General features: G+C 71.0%; 18 protein-coding genes. 6 read left to right on the top strand and 12 right to left on the bottom strand.

Features of this window, described 5'->3' with window-relative positions; genetic code table 11:
- Window positions 1–178 precede the first annotated feature (178 nt).
- A complete protein-coding gene (locus ACTMVF_RS01755) occupies window positions 179–952 on the top strand; it encodes an SAM-dependent methyltransferase (protein WP_441269146.1) in 774 nt (257 codons plus the stop codon).
- 41 nt (window positions 953–993) lie between these two features.
- Here ACTMVF_RS01755 and ACTMVF_RS01750 read toward each other — a convergent pair whose 3' ends face one another.
- Both ACTMVF_RS01750 and ACTMVF_RS01745 read right to left on the bottom strand, forming a co-directional pair.
- Complete coding sequence (locus tag ACTMVF_RS01750) at window positions 994–2,304, bottom strand: MFS transporter (protein ID WP_441269145.1); 1,311 nt, start codon at window positions 2,302–2,304, stop codon at window positions 994–996.
- Entirely contained in the window at window positions 2,301–2,993 is a 693-nt protein-coding gene (locus ACTMVF_RS01745; RefSeq protein WP_441269144.1) for a GntR family transcriptional regulator, read from the bottom strand. The genes ACTMVF_RS01750 and ACTMVF_RS01745 overlap by 4 nt, the downstream gene beginning before the upstream one ends.
- 206 nt (window positions 2,994–3,199) lie before the next feature.
- On the opposite strand from ACTMVF_RS01745, the gene ACTMVF_RS01740 reads away from it, so the two are divergent.
- Complete coding sequence (locus ACTMVF_RS01740; RefSeq protein WP_441269143.1) at window positions 3,200–4,102, top strand: D-alanyl-D-alanine carboxypeptidase family protein; 903 nt, start codon at window positions 3,200–3,202, stop codon at window positions 4,100–4,102.
- 64 nt (window positions 4,103–4,166) lie between these two features.
- Here ACTMVF_RS01740 and ACTMVF_RS01735 read toward each other — a convergent pair whose 3' ends face one another.
- The 4 genes from ACTMVF_RS01735 to ACTMVF_RS01720 all read right to left on the bottom strand — a co-directional run bounded on the left by ACTMVF_RS01735 (window position 4,167) and on the right by ACTMVF_RS01720 (window position 9,797).
- On the bottom strand, window positions 4,167–5,585 hold the full coding sequence (locus tag ACTMVF_RS01735) for a dihydrolipoamide acetyltransferase family protein (RefSeq protein WP_441269142.1): 1,419 nt from the start codon (window positions 5,583–5,585) through the stop codon (window positions 4,167–4,169).
- A gap of 10 nt (window positions 5,586–5,595) precedes the next feature.
- Window positions 5,596–6,573 (bottom strand): alpha-ketoacid dehydrogenase subunit beta, encoded by a 978-nt coding sequence (locus ACTMVF_RS01730; RefSeq protein WP_441269141.1) that lies wholly within the window; start codon window positions 6,571–6,573, stop codon window positions 5,596–5,598.
- Between the two features lies 1 nt (window position 6,574).
- Window positions 6,575–7,756, bottom strand: coding sequence for a pyruvate dehydrogenase (acetyl-transferring) E1 component subunit alpha (gene pdhA / locus ACTMVF_RS01725; protein WP_441269140.1), 1,182 nt, complete (start codon window positions 7,754–7,756; stop codon window positions 6,575–6,577).
- A 484-nt stretch (window positions 7,757–8,240) separates the two neighbouring features.
- Window positions 8,241–9,797, bottom strand: a complete 1,557-nt coding sequence (locus tag ACTMVF_RS01720; protein ID WP_441269139.1) for a protein kinase domain-containing protein — start codon at window positions 9,795–9,797, stop codon at window positions 8,241–8,243.
- Window positions 9,798–10,160: 363 nt separating this feature from the next.
- Here ACTMVF_RS01720 and ACTMVF_RS01715 point away from each other — a divergent pair, with 363 nt between their 5' ends.
- Complete coding sequence (locus tag ACTMVF_RS01715) at window positions 10,161–11,801, top strand: protein kinase domain-containing protein (RefSeq protein WP_441269138.1); 1,641 nt, start codon at window positions 10,161–10,163, stop codon at window positions 11,799–11,801.
- 60 nt (window positions 11,802–11,861) lie between these two features.
- On the opposite strand, the gene ACTMVF_RS01710 is transcribed toward ACTMVF_RS01715, so the two are convergent.
- Window positions 11,862–12,404, bottom strand: coding sequence for a bacterial proteasome activator family protein (locus ACTMVF_RS01710; RefSeq protein WP_441269137.1), 543 nt, complete (start codon window positions 12,402–12,404; stop codon window positions 11,862–11,864).
- An 86-nt stretch (window positions 12,405–12,490) separates the two neighbouring features.
- The gene (locus ACTMVF_RS01705) at window positions 12,491–13,036 is read right to left on the bottom strand and encodes a PadR family transcriptional regulator (protein WP_441269136.1); all 546 of its coding nucleotides are present in this window, start codon (window positions 13,034–13,036) and stop codon (window positions 12,491–12,493) included.
- 456 nt (window positions 13,037–13,492) lie between these two features.
- Between ACTMVF_RS01705 and ACTMVF_RS01700 the strand changes: the two genes are divergently transcribed.
- Window positions 13,493–14,113 carry a hypothetical protein gene (locus ACTMVF_RS01700; RefSeq protein ID WP_441269135.1) on the top strand — a complete coding sequence of 207 codons (621 nt, stop codon included), beginning with the start codon at window positions 13,493–13,495 and terminating at the stop codon, window positions 14,111–14,113.
- A gap of 27 nt (window positions 14,114–14,140) precedes the next feature.
- Here ACTMVF_RS01700 and ACTMVF_RS01695 read toward each other — a convergent pair whose 3' ends face one another.
- Entirely contained in the window at window positions 14,141–15,121 is a 981-nt protein-coding gene (locus tag ACTMVF_RS01695) for an NAD(P)H-quinone oxidoreductase (protein ID WP_441269134.1), read from the bottom strand.
- A gap of 160 nt (window positions 15,122–15,281) precedes the next feature.
- Between ACTMVF_RS01695 and ACTMVF_RS01690 the strand changes: the two genes are divergently transcribed.
- Complete coding sequence (locus ACTMVF_RS01690) at window positions 15,282–16,301, top strand: ATP-binding cassette domain-containing protein (protein ID WP_441269133.1); 1,020 nt, start codon at window positions 15,282–15,284, stop codon at window positions 16,299–16,301.
- On the top strand, window positions 16,298–17,146 hold the full coding sequence (locus tag ACTMVF_RS01685) for an ABC transporter permease (RefSeq protein WP_441269132.1): 849 nt from the start codon (window positions 16,298–16,300) through the stop codon (window positions 17,144–17,146). Before ACTMVF_RS01690 ends, ACTMVF_RS01685 begins: the two co-directional genes overlap by 4 nt.
- Window positions 17,147–17,159: 13 nt before the next feature.
- Here ACTMVF_RS01685 and ACTMVF_RS01680 read toward each other — a convergent pair whose 3' ends face one another.
- Genes ACTMVF_RS01680 through ACTMVF_RS01670 form a run of 3 tightly spaced genes read right to left on the bottom strand, consistent with a single transcriptional unit; the run spans window position 17,160 to window position 20,592 of the window.
- A complete protein-coding gene (locus ACTMVF_RS01680) occupies window positions 17,160–18,269 on the bottom strand; it encodes a potassium channel family protein (protein WP_441269131.1) in 1,110 nt (369 codons plus the stop codon).
- On the bottom strand, window positions 18,266–19,636 hold the full coding sequence (locus ACTMVF_RS01675) for a molybdopterin molybdotransferase MoeA (RefSeq protein ID WP_441269130.1): 1,371 nt from the start codon (window positions 19,634–19,636) through the stop codon (window positions 18,266–18,268). The genes ACTMVF_RS01680 and ACTMVF_RS01675 overlap by 4 nt, the downstream gene beginning before the upstream one ends.
- Window positions 19,633–20,592, bottom strand: a complete 960-nt coding sequence (locus ACTMVF_RS01670; protein WP_441269129.1) for an NTP transferase domain-containing protein — start codon at window positions 20,590–20,592, stop codon at window positions 19,633–19,635. The genes ACTMVF_RS01675 and ACTMVF_RS01670 overlap by 4 nt, the downstream gene beginning before the upstream one ends.
- Window positions 20,593–20,627: the final 35 nt, after the last annotated feature.

Below are 20,627 nucleotides of genomic sequence, written 5' to 3'. Positions count from 1 at the left end.
CCAGGCATTCCAGCCCGTCCGGCGTTTGAGGACGAGGCCCGTTCAGGGCCGAAGCGGGGTCTGGGGCGGCAGCCCCAGCGGGGTCGAAGGGGCGGAGCCCCTTCAGGATGGGACGGGTAGGGGCGGCGGGGGCGAAATCCACTGTCGCCCACTCCGCGCCCGAGGCTAACGTCTCGCTGTGACCGACACCTCCGCGGCAACCGCCCAGCCCCCACGCCTGACCCGCCTGACCTTCCACGGCCCCCTGTCCGAGGCACGAGCCAACAGCCTCGTCCAACGACTCACCCGCACGAACCCCACCACGGTCCTGGACATCGGCTGCGGCTGGGCCGAGTTGATGCTCCGTGTCCTGGCCGCCACCCCCGAAGCGACCGGGACCGGCATCGACATCAAGACCGAGGACCTGGCCCGCGCCCGCCGCAACGCCGAGACCCGAGGGCTGACACAGAGGGCCACGTTCGTCGAGGAATCCGCCGTAGCGACCTCGCACGGCCCCGCCGACCTCGTCCTGTGCGTCGGAGCGAGCCAAGCTCTGAGCACGGCCGAGCCACCGGACCACACCATCGAGGCGCTGCGCGCACTGCGCCGCCTGGTCACCGACGGCGGCCGCGTACTGCTCGGGGAGGGTTTCTGGCAGCGCACCCCGACCCCCGCCGAACTCGCCGGCATGTGGCCGGGAGCCGCCGCCACGGACCACTACGACCTCGCGACCCTGCTCGACCTCGCGGTCGACGCCGGTTTCCGCCCGGAGTGGACCGAGACGGCGAGCCTGGACGAGTGGGAGGAGTTCGAGTCGGCGTACCAGGCGGACCTCGAGATATGGCTGGCCGAGCACCCGGACCACCCGCTCGCGGCCGAGACACGCGAGCGCCTCGACCGCCATCGCGCCCAGTGGATGAGCTACCGCGGGGTCCTGGGACTCGCGTACCTCACGCTCGTCCCAGCCCTCTGACGCACCGCCTCACCGCCCCACCAGCTCACCGCCTCACCGGCTCACGCGGGAACGTGCACGGTCTCCACCCTGCTGGCGACCAGCCGTTCCCGCTCCCTGCGCGCCGCCCGCTTACGCAGCCGCAGGATCTGGCTGACCCCCAGCGCCTGGAGGAGGAACACCACCGAGAAGGCGATGGCGTAGTCGTCCCCCGTGGCGTCCAGCAGCACCCCGATCGCGAACAACGTCGTCATCGAGGCGACGAAACCGCCCATGTTGGTGATGCCGGACGCCGTCCCCTGCCGCTCCGGCGGATTCGCCGGCCGCGCGAAGTCGAAGCCGAGCATCGAGGCCGGCCCGCACGCCCCGAGCACCGCGCACAGCACGACCAGCAGCCACATCGGCGCCGTATCGCCGGGCCAGGCCAGCGTCGTCGCCCAGAGCACCGCCGTCGCGCCCACCGTGCCCAGCGCCAGCGGCAGCCGCGCCCCGTGATGCCGGGCGACGACCTGGCCGTAGACCAGGCCCACGACCATGTTGGACAGGACGACCAGGGTGAGCAGTTCACCGGCCGTCGCCCGGGACAGGCCCTGTGCCTCCACGAGGAACGGCATCCCCCACAGCAGCAGGAACACCATCGCCGGGAACTGCGTCGTGAAGTGCACCCACAGCCCCAGCCGCGTGCCCGGCTCCCGCCAGGAGGCGGCGATCTGACTGCGTACGTAGGCCGCGCCCAGATGCGGCAGCGGCTCCGGCTCGTGTCCCTCGGGGTGGTCCTTGAGGAACAACAGCAGCAGGACCAGTACGACGACGCCCGCCGCCGCACTGCCCGCGAACGCCGCCGTCCAGCCCACACCGTGCAGCAGCCGGGCCAGCACCAGCGTGGAGACGAGGTTGCCGGCCATGCCCGCGAGCCCCGCGAGCTGCGCGATCAGCGGCCCGCGCCGGGCCGGGAACCAGCGGGAGCCGAGCCGCAGCACACTGATGAAGGTCATCGCGTCGCCACAGCCCAGCAGCGCACGCGAGGCGAGGGCCATGCCGTACGACGGCGAGAAGGCGAAGCCCAGCTGGCCCGCCGTGAACAGGACCACGCCGATGGTCAGCACCTTCTTGGTGCCGAGCCGGTCGACGAGCAGGCCGACGGGTATCTGCATGCCCGCGTAGACGAGCAGTTGCAGGATCGAGAAGGTCGACAGGGCGGAGGCGTTCACGTCGAAGCGGTCCGCCGCGTCGAGGCCGGCGACCCCGAGGGACGTACGGAAGATGACGGCGACGAAGTAGACCGAGACGCCTATGCCCCAGACGGCGGCGGCGCGGCGGCCGCCCGGGGGTGCCCCCTTTGGGGGAGGGGCACCCGGCAACCCGGCCTTCATCGTTCTTCACCCCGCGCCAGGTGCGAGAACCAGCCGATGTGCCGGTGGACCATCCCGACGGCGGCCTCGGCGTCCCCGGAGCGCAGGGCCTGGAGGATCTCCTCGTGCTCGACGAGGGTCTTGGCGATCCGGTCGGGGTGGGAGTGCAGGACGGCGACGCCCATGCGCAGTTGCCGGTCACGGAGCTGGTCGTAGAGCCGCGACAGGATCTCGTTGCCGCCGCTGCGGACGATCTCCGCGTGGAAGCACCGGTCGGTGACGGCTGCCCCGGCGAGATCGCCGGCGGCGGCCTGGGCCTTCTGCTGGGCGAGCAGTTCCTCCAGGCGCGCGATGAGGCCGGGGGGCGCGGGTACGGCCTTGCGCGCCGCGTGCTCCTCGACGAGCATCCGTGTCTCCACCACGTCCTTGATCTCCTGTGCGGAGACCGGCAGGACCAGTGCGCCCTTCTTCGGATAGAGCTTGATCAGCCCCTCGACCTCCAGCCGCAGCAGCGCCTCCCGCACCGGCGTGCGCGAGACCCCGACTGCCTCGGCGAGCTCGCCCTCCGTGAGGAGGGTCCCGCCCTCGTAGCGGCGCTCCAGGACACCCTGCTTGACGTGGGTGTAGACGCGGTCGGCGGCGGGGGGCTGCTTCATGGACGTCTGCCTCATGGACGACTGCTTCGCGGGAGCGGGCGGGGCGGAAGGCATGCCCACAGCATAGATACAACACGTACGCATGAGGGCACCCGTCCAGCATACGGACGAGAAACCTGATCAGGAATCAGACACGGGGACCCACCGCACCCGCCCCACAACCTTCTGTGCTACTTACGTGTCACACATGTGCGGCCCACATGTCTCCCCCTCCAACTCGGCCGCACACAGGGGCATTCGACGTAATCGGGGTATTTCAGTTGATAACCGCCATCAAGGGCTTCCGTGTCCGCAGAGCCGCAGCCGTCGCCGTGACGACCGGTGCGGTGCTCGTCACCGGCGCCCTCACCGCGGCACCCGCGCAGGCTGTGACGACGCCCACCATCACTGCCAAGAGCGGGTTCCTCATGAACAGCGCCACCGGCACGACGCTCTTCAAGAAGTCCGAGAACACCCACCGGCTCACCGCCTCCACGACGAAGATCATGACCGCGAAGGTCGTGCTCTCGCAGTCGAACCTGAACCTGGACGCCAAGGTCACGATCCCGCAGGCGGTCAGTGACTACATGGTCCGCAAGGGCTATCCCTCGACGGCTCACCTGATCGTCGGTGACAAGGTCACGGTCCGTCAGCTGCTCTACGGGATGATGCTGCCGTCCGGCTGTGACGCCGCGATGACCCTCGCGAACAAGTTCGGCTCCGGTACGACGGTCGCGGCCCGCACCAAGAGCTTCATCGGCAAGATGAACACGATGGCCAAGAACCTTGGCATGACCAACACGCACTTCGACTCGTTCGACGGCATCAGCAACGGCTCGAACTACTCGTCCGCGAAGGACCTGACGATCCTCGCCCGCAGCACGATGAAGAGCTCCACGTTCAAGACCGTCGTGAAGACCAAGCAGTACACGGCAAAGACGATCACGAAGACCGGCGCCACCCGCACGATGGCGCCGTGGAAGAACACCAACGCCCTGCTCGGCTGGAACGGCACGCTCGGCATCAAGACCGGCTCGGGCACCGAGGCCAAGTACTGCCTCGTCTTCGCCGCCACGCTCAACGGCGAGTCGGTGATGGGCGCCGTCCTCACGGCCTCCTCCGAGGCCAACCGTACGACGGACGTGAAGAAGCTGATCAACTACGGCTACGCCAGGATCAGCTGACGTACGCGATCGACGAAGGGGCGGCCACTCGGCAGTGGCCGCCCCTTTCGCTACCGCCTGTGGCTCACGCCCAGCTGATCAGCCGCTTCGGCTGCTCCAGGATCGCCGCCACGTCGGCCAGCACCTTGGAGCCCAACTCGCCGTCCACCAAGCGGTGGTCGAAGCTGAGCGCCAGCGTGGTGACCTGACGCGGCTTCACCTTGCCCTTGTGGACCCACGGCTGGAGCTTGATCGCGCCGACCGCGAGGATCGCGGACTCGCCGGGGTTGAGGATCGGGGTGCCGGTGTCGACGCCGAAGACGCCGACGTTGGTGATGGTGACGGTGCCGCCCTGCATCGCGGCGGGGGACGTCTTGCCCTCCTTCGCCGTCGACACCAACTCGCCCAGCGCCCCGGCCAGTTGCGGAAGCGTCTTGGCGTGGGCGTCCTTGATGTTCGGGACGATCAGGCCGCGCGGGGTCGCCGCCGCGATACCCAGGTTGACGTAGTGCTTCTGCACGATCTCCTGGGCCGCCTCGTCCCAGGAGGCGTTCACCTCCGGGTTGCGCTTGATGGCGACCAGGAGAGCCTTGGAGATCAGCAGCAGGGGGTTCACGCGCAGGCCCGCGAACTCCTTGTCCTGCTTGAGCTCCTCGACCAGCTTCATCGTGCGCGTCACGTCCACCGTCACGAACTCCGTGACATGCGGCGCCGTGAACGCCGACCCGACCATCGCCGCCGCCGTCGCCTTGCGGACACCCTTCACCGGGATGCGGGTCTCGCGGACCGCGTCGTACGTGGCCACCGGCGCCGATGTGGCCGCCGCGGGGGCGGCGACCGGAGCGGGCTGGGACACCGGCTCGGGAGCCGGGGTCGGCGGGGCCACCGCCGCGTGGACGTCCTCGCGCGTGATGATGCCGTCGGGGCCGGTGGGGGTCACCGTGGCCAGGTCGACGCCCAGGTCCTTCGCCAGCTTGCGCACCGGCGGCTTCGCCAGCGGCCGGGGAGGCTCCACCGCCGCGGCGGGGCCGTGGCCGTTCAGCTCGCTCTGCAGGGCCTGCGCCGCCGTCGAGGGCTCCTGGGACGGGACCCCGGCCCCCTTGCGCGGGCGGCGCTTGGTCGAGGACGCCGCCACGCCGTAGCCGACCAGCACCGGCTGGCGGCCCTGCGGCTTGGCCTCCTCCGGCTGCTTCTCGGCGGGAACCTGGGCCTGAGCCGGTGCCTGCGCGACCGGGGTCGCACCGCCCGCCACGTCCACCGCGATGATCGCCATACCGACGTCCACCGTCGTGCCCTCGGGGAAGTGCAGCTCCCGGACCACCCCGTCGTACGGGATGGGGAGCTCGACGGCCGCCTTGGCCGTCTCGACCTCGCACACCACCTGACCGTCGGTGACCGTGTCGCCCGGCTGGACGTACCACTTGAGGATCTCGGCCTCGGTGAGTCCCTCGCCCACGTCGGGCATCTTGAACTCGCGCACGGACGCTTCCGTCATCGTCGTCATGCCCCTCTCCTCAGTACGCCAGGGCACGGTCGACGGCGTCGAGCACCCGGTCCAGGCCCGGCAGGTACTCCTCCTCCAGGCGCGCCGGCGGATACGGGGCGTGGTAACCGCCCACGCGCAGCACCGGGGCCTCCAGGTGGTAGAAGCAGCGCTCCGTGATCCGGGCGGCGATCTCCGCGCCCGAGCCGAAGAACACCGGTGCCTCGTGGACCACGACCAGGCGGCGGGTCTTCTCGACGGAGGCCTGGATGGAGTCGAAGTCGAGCGGGGAGACCGAGCGCAGGTCCAGGACCTCCAGATTCCGGCCTTCCTCGGCGGCCGCGTCGGCGACCTCCTGGCACAGCTTCACCATCGGGCCGTAGGCGGCCAGGGTGAGGTCCGAGCCCTCACGGACGACCTTCGCCTTGTGCAGCGGGCCGGGGATCGCCTCCGTGTTGACCTCGGCCTTGTCCCAGTAGCGCCGCTTCGGCTCGAAGAAGATCACCGGGTCGTCGCTCTGGATGGCCTGCTGCATCATCCAGTACGCGTCCGACGCGTTCGAAGGGCTGACGATCTTCAGACCGGCCACGTGCGCGAAGAGCGCCTCGGGGGACTCCGAGTGGTGCTCCACCGCGCCGATGCCGCCGCCGTAGGGGATGCGGACGACGATCGGGAGCTTGACCTTGCCCAGCGAGCGCGCGTGCATCTTCGCCAGCTGCGTGACGATCTGGTCGTACGCCGGGAAGACGAAGCCGTCGAACTGGATCTCCACGACCGGGCGGTAGCCGCGCAGGGCGAGGCCGATCGCGGTGCCCACGATGCCCGACTCGGCCAGCGGGGTGTCGATGACGCGGCTCTCGCCGAAGTCCTTCTGCAGTCCGTCCGTCACACGGAAGACGCCGCCGAGCTTGCCGACGTCCTCGCCCATGATGAGGACCTTGGGGTCCGCGTCCAGGGCACGGCGCAGCGACTCGTTGATCGCCTTGGCAAGAGCCATCTTCTCTGCCATCTCAGTGACCCCCCTCGACGTCCGCGAACGACGCCTGGTAGGCGGCGAACTGGGCGCGCTCCTCGTCGACGAGCGCATGCCCGTCCGCGTACACGTTCTCGAAGATGGCGAAGTGGTCCGGGTCCGGCATGGCGCGGACCGCTTCGCGCACTCGTTTGCCCAACGCCTCGCTTTCGGTCTCCAGTTCCGCGAAGAATGCCTCGTCCGTGTGGTTTGAAGCCTCCAGGTAGCGGCGAAGGCGCAGGATCGGGTCCTTCGCCTCCCAGGCCAGGCGCTCCTCGTCACCGCGGTAGCGGGTGGGGTCGTCGGAGGTGGTGTGGGCGCCCATGCGGTACGTGTACGCCTCGACCAGCGTCGGCCCCTCGCCGCTGCGGGCGCGCTCCAGCGCCCACTTCGTCACGGCGAGGCAGGCCAGGACGTCGTTGCCGTCGACGCGGACGCCCGGGAAGCCGTAGCCCTGGGCACGCTGGTAGAGCGGCACCCGGGTCTGCTTCTCGGTCGGCTCGGAGATCGCCCACTGGTTGTTCTGGCAGAAGAACACCACGGGGGCGTTGTAGACCGCGGAGAAGGTGAACGATTCCGCCACGTCGCCCTGGCTGGAGGCACCGTCGCCGAAGTAGGCGATCACCGCGCTGTCGGCGCCGTCCTTGGCGATGCCCATGGCGTAGCCGGTGGCGTGCAGCGTCTGGGAGCCGATGACGATCGTGTAGAGCTGGAAGTTGTTGCTGTTCGGGTCCCAGCCGCCGTTGTTCACGCCGCGGAACATGCCGAGCAGGTTGGCCGGGTCGACCCCGCGGCACCAGGCGACGCCGTGCTCGCGGTAGGTCGGGAAGACGTAGTCGTCCTCGCGGGTGGCCCGGCCGGAGCCGATCTGGGCGGCCTCCTGGCCGAGCAGCGAGGCCCACAGGCCCAGCTCGCCCTGGCGCTGCAGGGAGGTGGCCTCCGCGTCGAAGCGGCGGGTGAGCACCATGTCGCGGTAGAGGCCGCGGAGCTCGTCGGGGGTGATGCCGGCGACGTACTTGTCGAACTCGGCGTTCTTGACGCGCTTGCCCTCGGGCGTCAGCAGCTGGACGAGTTCGGGGTCGGTGCCTGGCGATTTCTTTGCGGTTGTGCGCTTGCCGGCCGTGCTCTTGGTACCGGCGCTGCGTCGCGGCTTTGGCGCGGCAGTGCTCTCCACGGTCACGTGTGCTCCTCCGTCGGTCCGGCTACCCGGGTTCGCCGGGTGCCAGTGCGGCTCACCTGAAGCCCTACGGACGCACAGGGTGGGTGCGGCTCGTTGGGGGACAGGCGTGACAGGTGCCCCGGCGAGCGCCCTGCAATAGGCACGTTACCCAGTGCTCCACATTTCTGTGAAACCCCTCCTGACCTGCGTTTTTGCTTGGATTTCCAAGTAAATCGCGAAAGTCCGGAACAACTCCTGGTCACAGCCTTGCAGGGGGCCGGAACAACGGCACGTTATATCGGTGACCCAGGTCACGGGAAGAGCCACCGAGGGCGAGGTCACTGAACCGGTGTGACGCTGATCTCGTGCATGAAAGCGGATAAATCAGATTATGCCTGCAGAACGATCCAGCCACCCGCCGTAAACGGCACGCGCGCGTGAAGCCCGTTTCCGGGCCGCACGCGCGCGTGGGGTGACTTCTCGGTGAGCCGTGCCGGGAGACCGGTCAGGCGCCGTCGCCCGTCGGTGCCGTCGGCAGCGTCGCCGGATCCGTCGGCTCCTCCGTGGGGTCCTCCGTGGGGTCCTCCGTCGGCTCCTCGGTCGGCTCGGCCGTCGTCGGCTCCTCGGTCGGCTCGGCCGTGGTCGGCTCCTCGGTGGGCGTGTACGAGGGCTCGTACGACGGCGTGTAGTCCGGGTCGGTGCCCGTTCCGGTGCTGTCGTCCGTGTACTCGTCGGTCGGCTGCTCGGTCGCCTCGTCGCTCGGCGTCTCGCTGGCCTGGTCCTTGTCGGCGGTCTGCGAGGTGGTGGGCGTCGGCGTCGTGTCGGCCCCGCCGCTGCCCGAGCCGGTGCCCTTGAGTGCCAGCGCGACACCCGCCGCGATCGCGATCACCGCGAGGACGGCGAGGATCCACAGCTTGCCGCGACCGCTGCCCCTGTTGCCGTGCCCCTCGAAGCCGCCGTCGTCCCCGCCGCCGTACCCGGCGGGCAGGATCGGCTTCGGGATCTGCGTCGTACCCGAGCCGGGGTCCGAGGGGTGCCCCATGACGGTCGTGTTCGCGAAGCCCGCCGACGGGGTGTGCCGGCCGTCGTGCATCGTCACCGGGCCGGTGTTCCAGGTGCCGGTGTGGCCGCCCTGGTCGTACAGCATCTGCAGGCCGTACTGGACGAGGCCGCGCATCTCCTCGGCCGTCTGGAACCGGTCGTCCGGCTCCTTGGCGAGCGAGCGCATGACCAGGCCGTCGAGCTCCGGCGGCGCCCCTTCGGCGACCTCGGACGGCGGCGTCGGGATGTCCTGGACGTGCTGGTAGACCACCGACAGCGGGGTCTCGCCGGTGAACGGCGGGCGCAGCGCGAGGAGTTCGTAGAGCAGGCAGCCCGTCGCGTACAGGTCGGAGCGGTGGTCGACCGCCTTGCCGAGCGCTTGCTCGGGCGAGAGGTACTGCGGGGTGCCCATGACCATGCCGGTCTGCGTCATCGTCGACTGCGCGCCGTGCAGGGCGCGGGCGATACCGAAGTCCATCACCTTCACGGCGCCGTTGTGCGTGATGATGACGTTGGCGGGCTTGATGTCACGGTGCACGATGCCGTGCTGGTGCGAATAGGCGAGCGCCTCAAGGACGCCGGAGACGATGATCAGGGCCTGCTCGGGGCCGGGCGCCTCGGCGTTGAGGAGCAGGTCGCGGATGGTCCGCCCCTCGACGATCTCCATCACGATGTACGGCACGCTGTGGCCGCCCACGAAGTCCTCGCCGGAGTCGTACACGGCGACGATCGCGTGGTGGTTGAGGCCGGCCACCGACTGGGCCTCGCGCGTGAAGCGGGCCTTGGACACCGGGTCCTCGGCGAGGTCGGAACGCAGCAGCTTGACCGCCACGGTGCGGCCGAGGCGCACGTCCTCGGCCGCGAACACCTCGGCCATACCGCCCCGGCCGAGTCTGCGGGTCAGCCGATAACGGCCGTCCCCGACAAGCCCGCCATTACCCCACATCTCCGGCGCGTCTGACATACCGCCGCCAGCCGCCTCGGGGTCGGACGGGCCCTGAGCGCGCTGCTGCTGTGCCATCAGTCCTCGCCGTCGTTTCTGCCCGCGGTGCGCGCGGTGTTGTTACGGTCTCCGTCGGCCACGCTACAGCCTCCACGCAAGCCGTCGGTCCGAGACGGCCGCCCCAACCGGAGGGAGACGGACCGGCCATCAAACCGGTACCGCGTCCGCTCGTGCAAATTCTGTGTACCGCCCGTACTGCCCCGGTAACTCTTCCGCGACGCTTCTTTCGCGTACGGTCACGGAACGGGCACCGCGCTTGACCTGTCAGTGCCGTGGGGCAGACTTGGCCGGGAATAGCACTTGGATCACTCGGGATCAAACCCGATCCACGGCAATCCACGGCAATCGCAGGCGCCTAAGAGGCTACGGGGGACGCAGCACATGAGCCAGGACGGCGCACAGGGCCGGTATGCGGGGCGGGCGCTCGCCGGCGGCCGCTATCAGCTGCGCGACTTGCTCGGCGAGGGCGGCATGGCCTCGGTGCACCTCGCGTACGACGCCGTGCTCGACCGGCAGGTGGCGGTCAAGACCCTGCACACCGAACTCGGCCGCGAGCAGGCGTTCCGCGAGCGCTTCCGCCGCGAGGCCCAGGCCGTGGCCAAGCTCACCCACACCAATATCGTCTCCGTCTTCGACACCGGCGAGGACGATCTCGACGGCATGACGACGCCGTACATCGTCATGGAGTACATCGAGGGCCGGCCGCTCAGCTCGGTCTTCGACGAGGACGTACGGCAGTTCGGCGCGGTGCCCGCCGACAAGGCACTGAAGATCACCGCGGATGTCCTCGCGGCGCTGGAGATCAGCCACGAGATGGGGCTGGTCCACCGGGACATCAAGCCGGGCAACGTGATGCTGAACAAGCGCGGCGTGGTCAAGGTCATGGACTTCGGCATCGCGCGCGCCATGCAGTCCGGTGTGACCTCGATGACACAGACCGGCATGGTGGTCGGCACGCCGCAGTACCTCTCGCCGGAACAGGCGCTGGGCCGCGCCGTGGACGCCCGCTCCGACCTGTACTCGGTCGGCATCATGCTGTTCCAACTGGTCACCGGGCGGCTGCCGTTCGACGCGGACTCGCCGCTGGCGATCGCGTACGCGCATGTGCAGGAGGAGCCGGCCGCTCCGTCCTCGATCAACCGCGCCCTGCCGCCCGCCGTGGACGCGCTGGTCGCCCGTGCCCTGAGGAAGAACCCGAACGAGCGCTTCCCGAGCGCCGAGGCCATGCGCGACGAGTGCCTGCGCGTGGCCGCGTCCTTCCAGGCGGCCCCGCCGAGCATCGTGCCGGGCTCACAGGCGCAGAGCGGCCAGGGCGTCGGCGCCTCGGTGTTCCCGCCGGTCGGCCAGACGCCGCCGCCCGGGGGCCCGGTCCAGACGCCGTACCAGCCGTCCGCGACCCCGGCCCCGAACCCGTACGGCACCCCGCCGCCCGGCACGCCCCCGCCGGGGTACGGCTACCCGCAGCAGCCCGGCTACCAGACACCTCCGCCGGCGGCGTACTCCCCGCAGCCGGGCCATCCGACCCCGCCGCCGTACACCATCTCGCCCCAGCCGGGGGCCACTTCGGGCGGCGGCAAGAACAACCGCGCGGTGATCATCGGCTCGATCGTCGTGTCCCTCGTCGCGGTGGGCGGCCTGATCGCGGCACTGACACTGCCCGGCGGCGGGTCCGAGGACGACGCGGGCGGGGACGGCACGAGCACGTCGGCGCCGGCCACGAAGGCGGCCGGATACCGGGCGGGGGACAGCTCGAGGACGGTCGAGACGACGACGTGCACCGAGCCGCGGGAGTCGTTCCTCGACCCCGACCAGGTACGGATGCCGGACTTCTCGTACCAGTACTGGCCTTCGGTCGTCGAGTGTCTCAAGGCTGCCGACTGGAAGTACGAGAAGACCTCCAAGGACGAGAACACGTACGGCGACGGCACGGTGCTGGTGCAGTCTCCCGAGGCGGGCACGGACTTCGACCCGGAGAACCCGCCGACGATGAAGTTCACGGTCTCGACGGGCAATCCGGAGTGACGCCCATGTGAAAGGGCCCGGCAGCGCAGGCTGCCGGGCCCTTCGCGTACGGATGGGGTCTTACAGGTACGGCCCGCCCGTGCGGCCCGCCTGGTGCTGATCGCCGTCCTCGTGACCGCCGACTCCCGGCGGCAGGGCGCGGCGCATCTGCTCCAACTGGGCCCGGGCGGCCATCTGCTGGGCGAAGAGCGTGGTCTGGATGCCGTGGAAGAGGCCCTCCAGCCAGCCGACCAGCTGGGCCTGCGCGATGCGCAGTTCCGCGTCGCTCGGGGTCGCCTCGTCCGTGAACGGCAGGGAGAGCCGCTCCAGCTCCTCGACCAGCTCCGGTGCCAGGCCGTCCTCCAGTTCCTTCACGGAACTGGCGTGGATCTCCTTCAGCCGGACCCGGCTCGCCTCGTCCAGGGGAGCCACGCGCACTTCTTCGAGCAGCTGCTTGATCATGCTGCCGATCCGCATGACCTTCGCCGGCTGCTCCACCTGCTCCGTCACCGGGACCTCGCGGGAGTCCTCGTCTCCATTGCCGCCGGTGAGCGCCATCCCGTCCTGGCCCACGACCAGGATCTGGGGGTTCTCGGACGGCCTTTCGTTCCTCGGCATCTCCATGCCGCCATTCTCTCGCACCCGTACAGCTCATCATCGTGGTGCCCCCCGTGTGGGGTGATCCACCGTTTACGCCGGGGGAGATTCCGTCAGCCGCTCTCTGTCCGAGTGAGCCGCAGCAGGCGGGCCTCGCAGATGTCGAGCCAGCGACTCTCCGCCTCGGCATGGAACACGAGCTGCTCCAGGACGAGCAGCCGGGCCATCTCGTCAGGGTGCTCGTGCGCCCGCGCCAGGGACTCGGCCCGCCGCCGTACGCAATCGTGCAGGGCCTGGGCCACATGCCTGCGCTGCGCCCCCACGACCTCCCGCACGTCGACGCCCGGCGCCCCGGCCGCCATCACCAGCTTGATCGCCAGCTCGTCGCGCGGCGGGCTCGCCCGCTCCACGGGCCGCGCGAACCAGGCCCGCAGCTCGGCACGGCCCGCCCCCGTCAGCGCGTACAGCACCCGCCCCGCCTCGTCCACGCCGTCCTGGACGACCATGCCGTCCCGCTCCAGGAGGCCCAGGGTCGTATGGACCTGGCCGATGTTCAGCGGCCAGGTCCCGCCGGTACGCGCCTCGAACTCGGTGCGCAGCCGCGTGCCGTAGCGGGGGCCGGGCTCCAGGAGTGCCAGCAGTCCGTGTCGTATCGACATAACCGGATTGTGCGCCGGATTCGGTCGGGTGGCGGAGTCCGGAATGCCGGGTGCGTGGGGTGCTGTGAGGCTTGTGCCGTGACTTCATGGCTGGGGGTGACGCGGGGGTGGCGGTGCGTCCCGGGTACCGGGTTCGCGACCTCGCCGAGCGCGGGGCGCGGGCTCGCGCGCTCGTCGTCGCCGGGGGCTGCGCATGGGCTCAGGGCGGGGTCGGAGGTGTTGCGGGCTCTGCGGGCTCTGCGGGCTCTGCGGGCTGGGGGGACACTGGTCGTGCTGGTGGTGGGGTTGGTCGTGGGGTTGTGCGGGAGTGGGGCGTCGTACGGCCTTGACGGCCCGCGTGGTGCCGGCGCATCCGGAGATTCCTCCGGCTCCGGGGCTCCGCACCGGGCCTCCTCCGGCTCCACGGGTTCGCCCCCGTCCGTCTCCCCCCGTGCGGCCACGTCCCCCTCCGCACCCGTGGCTGACTCCGAGGCTTCCCCCAGTTCCGCGGTCGATCCCCTGCCTTCCTCCGCCGTCGAGGCTCCGTCCGGGGCGCCCTCCGCCTCCTCCGTCTCCTCCACCTCCTCCGCCCCGTCCACGGAGTCCCGGGCATCCCAGGCCTCGGCCACCTCTCCGGCCCACGCGCCCACCGCCTCCCCTGCCGCCCCCTCCGACAAGCCGTCCCGGGCCGGGAGCCGGGCCGGTGAGGGGCGGGAGCGGCCGGGGCGGGAGAAAGGGCCGCTGGAGGACGAGGAGGCGGCGGACGAGGAAGCGGGGGGCGAGGAAGCCGCGGAGGAGGAGTCGGACGGCGGCACGGGCGACGAGGACGGCGAGGGCTCGGCCTTGCCGGAGGACGAGGCTGAGGGTGAGGACGACGGCGGGGGCGTCGCCGAGAGCCCGGACGGCACCGGTGACTCCGCCGGGGACGCCCCCACGGTGCCCTCAGCCCCGTCGAACCGTCCCGTACGGCAGCCCGCCCCGCACGCCCAGAGCCCGGCCGAGCCCGTGCTGCAGGTCCTGCCCCTCGGCAGCGGGCTGGTGCTCATCGGGCTCGGTCTGGGACTCGCCTTCGTCGCTCTCCGGTTGCGGCGCGGCTAGGGCGCGTTCGTGCACCGCGCCACAGCCTTACGGCGCGACCAGGAGCACCTTTCCGACGTGCCCGCTGTCCTCCACCACCCGGTGGGCCTCGGCCGCGTCGTTCATCGGGATCTCGCGGTCGACGACCGGGCGCACATGGCCGGCGTCCAGCAGAGGCCACACGTGCTCGCGTACGGCCGCGACGATCGCCGCCTTCTCGCCGAGCGGTCGGGCCCGCAGCGAGGTCGCGCTGATGGCGCCGCGCTTGGCCAGGAGTGCGCCGATGTTGAGCTCGCCCTTGACGCCGCCCTGCATGCCGATGATCGCGAGGCGCCCGCTGACGGCGAGGGCCCGGACGTTGCGGTCGAGGTACTTGGCACCCATGTTGTCGAGGATGACGTCGGCTCCGGAGCCGTCGGTGGCCTTCTTGACCTCGTCGACGAAGTCCCGCTCCCGGTAGTTGATCAGGATGTCGGCGCCCAGCTCGGCGCACCGGTCCAGCTTCTCCTGCGTGCCCGCCGTGACGGCGACCTTGGCACCGACGGCCTTGGCGAGCTGGATGGCCATGGTGCCGATGCCGCTGGAGCCGCCGTGCACGAGCAGGGTCTCGCCCGGGCGGAGGTGGGCGATCATGAAGACGTTGGACCAGACCGTGCAGACCACCTCGGGCAGGGCGGCGGCCTGCGTCAGGCTCACGCCCTTGGGTACCGGCAGCAGCTGGCCGGCCGGCACGGCGACCTTCTCGGCGTAGCCGCCGCCCGAGAGCAGCGCGCACACCTCGTCGCCCACGGCCCAGCCGGAGACGCCGGGGCCGAGCTCGGCGATCCGGCCGGAGCACTCCAGGCCGGGGTAGGGGGAGGCGCCGGGCGGCGGGTTGTAGAAGCCCTGGCGTTGCAGGATGTCGGCGCGGTTGACGGCACCGGCCGCCACCTCGACCAGCACCTCGCCCTCGCCGGGCACGGGATCGGGGACCTCGTCCCACACCAGCGCCTCGGGCCCACCAGGTTCGGGAATCGTGATCGCATGCATGGCACGGACGCTACTCCCCGGCCTTCGGCCCCCTGTCCCTCGGTCCTTGGACGGGTTCGCTCGGAAAATCCAGTGCGGCACCGATGAGTTTGCGCGACCGTAAAAGTCTCCCCCTGCGCAGCCCAAGAACGCGGAAGGACCACTCGGAAGGACCCGAAGCATGAGCACGCAGACGACGTCCGGTCTAGCGATCGAGACGGCAGGCCTGGTGAAGACGTTCGGTGAGACACGGGCCGTCGACGGCGTGGACCTCGCGGTTCCGGCCGGCACGGTCTACGGCGTCCTCGGCCCGAACGGCGCCGGGAAGACGACCACGGTGAAGATGCTCGCCACCCTCCTACGACCCGACGGCGGCGAGGCGCACGTCTTCGGCCACGACATCGTGCGCGAGGCCGACGAGGTGCGCGGCCGAGTGAGCCTCACCGGCCAGTACGCCTCCGTGGACGAGGACCTCACCGGCACCGAGAACCTGGTCCTGCTGGCCCGGCTCCTCGGCCACGGCAAGCCCGCCGCACGGGAGCGCGCCGGACAGCTGCTGGAGGCCTTCGGGCTTTCGGACGCGGCCGGGAAGCAGGTCAAGAACTACTCCGGCGGCATGCGGCGCCGTATCGACATCGCCGCGTCCATCCTCAACACCCCCGACCTGCTCTTCCTCGACGAGCCGACGACCGGTCTCGATCCACGCAGCCGCAACCAGGTGTGGGACATCGTGCGCGCGGTCGTCGCGCAAGGCACCACCGTGCTGCTGACCACGCAGTACCTGGACGAGGCCGACCAGTTGGCGTCCCGGATCGCCGTCATCGACCGCGGCAAGGTGATCGCCGAGGGGACCAAGGGCGAGCTCAAGGCGTCCGTCGGAGCCGGTTCCGTTCATCTGCGGCTGCGTGACGCGGCCCAGCGGCCGGAGGCCGAGCGCGTGCTGCGGCTGACGCTCGACGCGGATGTGCAGCTGGAGCCCGATCCCGTGGCTCTCACCGCGCGCGTAGGTTCCGGGACGGCCAATGGCCAGGGCGCGGCGGAACAGGCCGCCCGCGGGCTCGCCGAGCTGGCCCGCACCGGCATCACCGTCGACAACTTCTCGCTGGGCCAGCCCAGCCTGGACGAGGTGTTCCTCGCCCTCACCGGACATGACACCCACGACGAGCGCGGCAACGACGACAAGGACGAGGTGGCGGCATGAGCACCGCGACGCAGACCGAGAGCAAGGAACTCGCCCCCGTCAGCGCCGAGTCGCTCGCCGCGCTGCTCGTCTCCGGGGAACGGCCGCCGCGGCCCAGCGCCTGGTCGGCCTCGATGACCTTCGGCTGGCGGGCGATCCTCAAGATCAAGCACGTACCCGAGCAGCTCTTCGACGTCACCGCGTTCCCGATCATGATGGTGCTGATGTACACGTACCTGTTCGGGGGCGCCCTGGCCGGGTCCCCGAAGGAGTACATCCAGTTCCTGCTGCCGGGCATCCTTGTGATGTCGGTCGTGATGATCACGATGTACACGGGCGTCTCGGTGAACACCGACATCGAGAAGGGCGTCTTCGACCGGTTCCGGTCGCTGCCCATCTGGCGGCCGTCGACCATGGTCGGCTATCTGCTGGGCGACGCCCTGCGCTACACGATCGCGTCCGTGGTGATGCTGACCGTCGGCATCATCCTGGGTTACCGCCCGGACGGCGGGGTCCTCGGGGTGCTCGCGGGCATCGCGCTGCTGGTCGCCTTTTCGTTCGCGTTCTCGTGGATCTGGACGATGTTCGGGCTGATGCTGCGCTCCGAGAAGTCGGTGATGGGCGTCAGCATGATGGTGATCTTCCCGCTCACGTTCCTGTCCAACGTCTTCGTCGACCCGAAGACCATGCCGGGCTGGCTGCAGGCCTTCGTCAACAACAGCCCGATCACCCATCTGTCCTCGGCCGTCCGCGGGTTGATGGCGGGTGACTGGCCGGCGGACGAGGTCGCCTGGTCGCTGGGCTGGGCGGGCCTGTTCGTGCTGGTCTTCGGGCCGATCACGATGCGGCTGTACAACCGCAAGTAGTCGAAGTGGCCCGTCAGATGGGCTTCATCCCTGGGGGCAGACGCCGGTCATCGGGTGTGACCTGAGTGCCCGGCGTCGCCCGCACGATGGTGATGAGCCGGTCCGTCAACTCCAGTCGCTGGACGTCGGGATCGTCGTATCCGAGCACCCGGTGCCCGCGTACGACGCTCACCACCAGGTCGTCCGTCTGCCGCGGGCTCTTGCCCACCTCGGCCTTTATGACCGGTCGTTCGACGATGTCGAGCCCGCTGCCCTGCTGGATCAGGTCCTCCAGGACCATCCCGGCGGCGGGGCTGAGCACGGAGAGGCCGAGGAGCCGGCCGGCCGCGCTGGCGCTGGTGATGACCGCGTCGGCGCCGGACTGCTTCAGCAGCGGCGCGTTCTCCTCCTCGCGCACGGCGGCCACGATCTTGGCGCCGCGGTTGAGCTGCCGGGCCGTCAGCGTCACCAGGACGGCGGTGTCATCGCGCTGGGTGGCGATGATGATCTTCCGCGCCTTGTGCACCTCGGCGCGCATCAGGACCTCACTGCGCGTGGCGTCCCCGGTTACCCCCGCGTACCCGTCCGCGACCGCCGCATCGATCACCTTGGAGCTCGGGTCGACCACGACGACCTGGTCCTTCCTCAGGCCGGTGGCGCAGACGGTCTGGATCGCCGAGCGCCCCTTCGTGCCGAAGCCGACGACGACGGTGTGGTCACGCAAGGTGGACCTCCAGCGGGTCAGACGCCATTCCTCCCGGGTCCGTTCGGTGAGGACCTCGAGTGTGGTGCCGACCAGGATGATCAGGAACAGCACTCGCATGGGCGTGATGACGAAGATGTTGGTGAGCCGGGCGGCGTCACTGACGGGGGTGATGTCGCCGTATCCGGTGGTGGAGAGGCTGACGGTCGCGTAGTAGAAGGCGTCGAGGAGATCGACGGAACCGTCGGAGTTGTCGTTGTAGCCGCCGTGGTCGGCGTAGACGATCAAAGCGGTCAGCACGAGCAGCGTCAGGGCCAGCACGACCCGCTTGGCGACCTGCTGGAACGGATGCTCCACGATCTTCTTCGGGAGCCTCACCCGATAGGTCGCGACCCGCTCGTCCGCCCGACGGGCGATCGCGTCCTGGCCCGGAAGTTTCACGTGAAACACACCTCGATGCCGGCACTCGCCCAGGGCAGGTCGAGCAGTTCGGTCTCCTGACCCGCGCGGACACCGCCGGGTGGTACGACGGCGACGGCGTCGGCCGCCGCCATGCCCCGCAGCATGGCCGGCCCGTGGTAGTGCAACGGCACGGCGTGGTCGCCGCGCAGCACGACGGGGATGAGCCGGGTGTCGTACGGATGCCCGTGGGCCGCCTCCTTCAGGGGGAGCGCGTACGGCTCCGGGGACGGGTGGGCGGCGAGCGTGCGCAGCAGAGGCTCCGCGAGTGTGAGCAGGCCGGAGACGGCGGCGAGGGGGTTGCCGGGCAGGCCGACGAGGTGCTGGTTCTCCTTGGTGCGGGCCAGCAGCATGGGGTGGCCCGGCCGTACCTTGACGCCGTCCACCAGGAGTTCGGCGCCGATGCGCCGCAGCGTGGGGTGGACGTGGTCGACGGGGCCGGCCGCGGTGCCGCCGGTGGTGACGATGAGGTCGGCGTTGGAGCGGGTGAGGGCCTTGTGCAGGGCCTTGGCGTCGTCGCCGAGCCGGCGCACGGAGGTGACGTCGGCGCCGAGTGCGCGCAGCCAGGGCGGCAGCATCGGGCCGAGGGCGTCGCGGATCAGCCCGTCACGCGGAAGCCCCGCGGTGAGCAACTCGTCGCCGAGGACGAGGACTTCGACGCGGGGACGCGGCACGGCGGTCACGGTGTCGTATCCGGCGGCGGAGGCCAGGCCGAGGACGGCCGGGGTCACGAGGGTGCCGACGGCGAGCAGTTGATCGCCGTTACGGCATTCCTGGCCGCGTGGGCGGATGTCCTGGCCGGGCTGGATCTCCCGGGTGGCGTGCAGCCGGTCCTTGGCGTCCGTGCGGCCGTGCTCGCTGCGCAGGACGGCGGTGGTATCCGGCGGGATCCGGGCGCCGGTCGCGATCCGGACGGCCTCTCCGTCGGTGAGCGGCTCCGGCTCGGCGTGCCCGGCCAGCACGCCCTCGTCCCGTACGTCCCAGGGGCCGGGGCCCGCGACCGCCCAGCCGTCCATGGCCGAGGTGTCGAAGGAGGGCAGGTCGGTGAGGGCGGTGAGGGGGGCGGCCAGGGTGAGGCCGAGGGCCGCGTCGAGGGGGACGGAGACGGGAGCGCGGCCGGCGGCCCGGGTGGCGGCGCGCGCGGCACGGGCGGCGGTCTCGCGAGCCTCGCGCCAGGGGGTGGCCCGGTGGTGCCGGTCCGGGTTGGAGGAGCCCGGGGCGGGTGCGCCGGGTGCGGGCACGTCGTCGCCGGGGGTGTGGGGGCCGTTGTGTTCGTTCACGAGGGCGAGCACCTCCTCGACGTCGAGGTCCTCGGCGTCCTCGTCCGCCTGGACGCCACGGGCGGTCATCCGGCGTCCGGGCGGGTGTCGGGCGTGGCGTCGGGGGCCGCGTCGGACTTGGCGGCGGCCGCTTCCTCCGCCCAGCGCAGGGCGAGGGCGGCGGCCTTGCGGGAGGCCTCGGCGACGGCTTCCGGGCCGCCCTCTCCTCCCCTTGCCTGCGCCGCCGCGTACCCGACGAGGAAGGTGGTCAGCGGGGCCGCGGGCCGCGCCACGCCGTGGGCGGCGTCGCGGGCGAGATCGAGCAGGACCTTGATGTCGACGTCGAGCTCGATGCCGAGCTCGTCCTTGACTGCGGAAATCCATTCATCCAACACGTGCCCATGCTCCCTGATGCGTGCCCTGGCGGTGGCGATGTCGTCCCAGGTGTCGCAGTCGAAGGACGCGACGGGGTCGGGGACGCGGGTGAGGCCGAGCGCGCCGGTCAGTCGGCGCAGGGGGAGGCCGGTGAGGCCGCCGTGTCCCTGGGTGAGCGCCGCCAGTTCGCGGCGCAGCGCGGGCGCGCGGTACGCGGCGACGAGCGGCTGGTCGCGGCCGTCGGCGTCGGTGAGCAGCGCGCCGTCGGTGCCGCTGGTGCGCAGGGCAGCCAGCAGCCGCCGTACCGTGCCGTCGTCGAGGAACGGCAGGTCGGCGGAGAGGACGACGACCCGCTGTGCCGTGGTGTGGCGCAGCCCGGCGTCGAGTGCGGCCAGCGGGCCACCGCCGGGCGGGTCCTCGCGCGCCCAGGTGACCGGGCGTGCGGTCGGGCGGGGGTCGGCGACGACGACGGTGGACCGCGCGTCGGCGCAGGCGGCGAGCACCCGGTCGAGCAGCGCCCGCCCGCCGACGCGCACCCCGGGCTTGTCCGCGCCGCCGAGCCGCCGCGCCGCACCTCCGGCGAGCACGACGGCGTCGTACGCGACGTCGTGCCCGGCCTCCTGCTGGGCGTCGGCGGCGCCTTGTCCGCCCGGCGGTTCGTACGCGGTCACCCCCCGAGTATGCGTGCCTCCACGATCACAGGGAA

This window comes from Streptomyces sp. SD31 (assembly GCF_052068475.1).
Lineage (GTDB): Bacteria > Actinomycetota > Actinomycetes > Streptomycetales > Streptomycetaceae > Streptomyces.
This window is presented reverse-complemented; position numbering and strand designations above follow the sequence as displayed.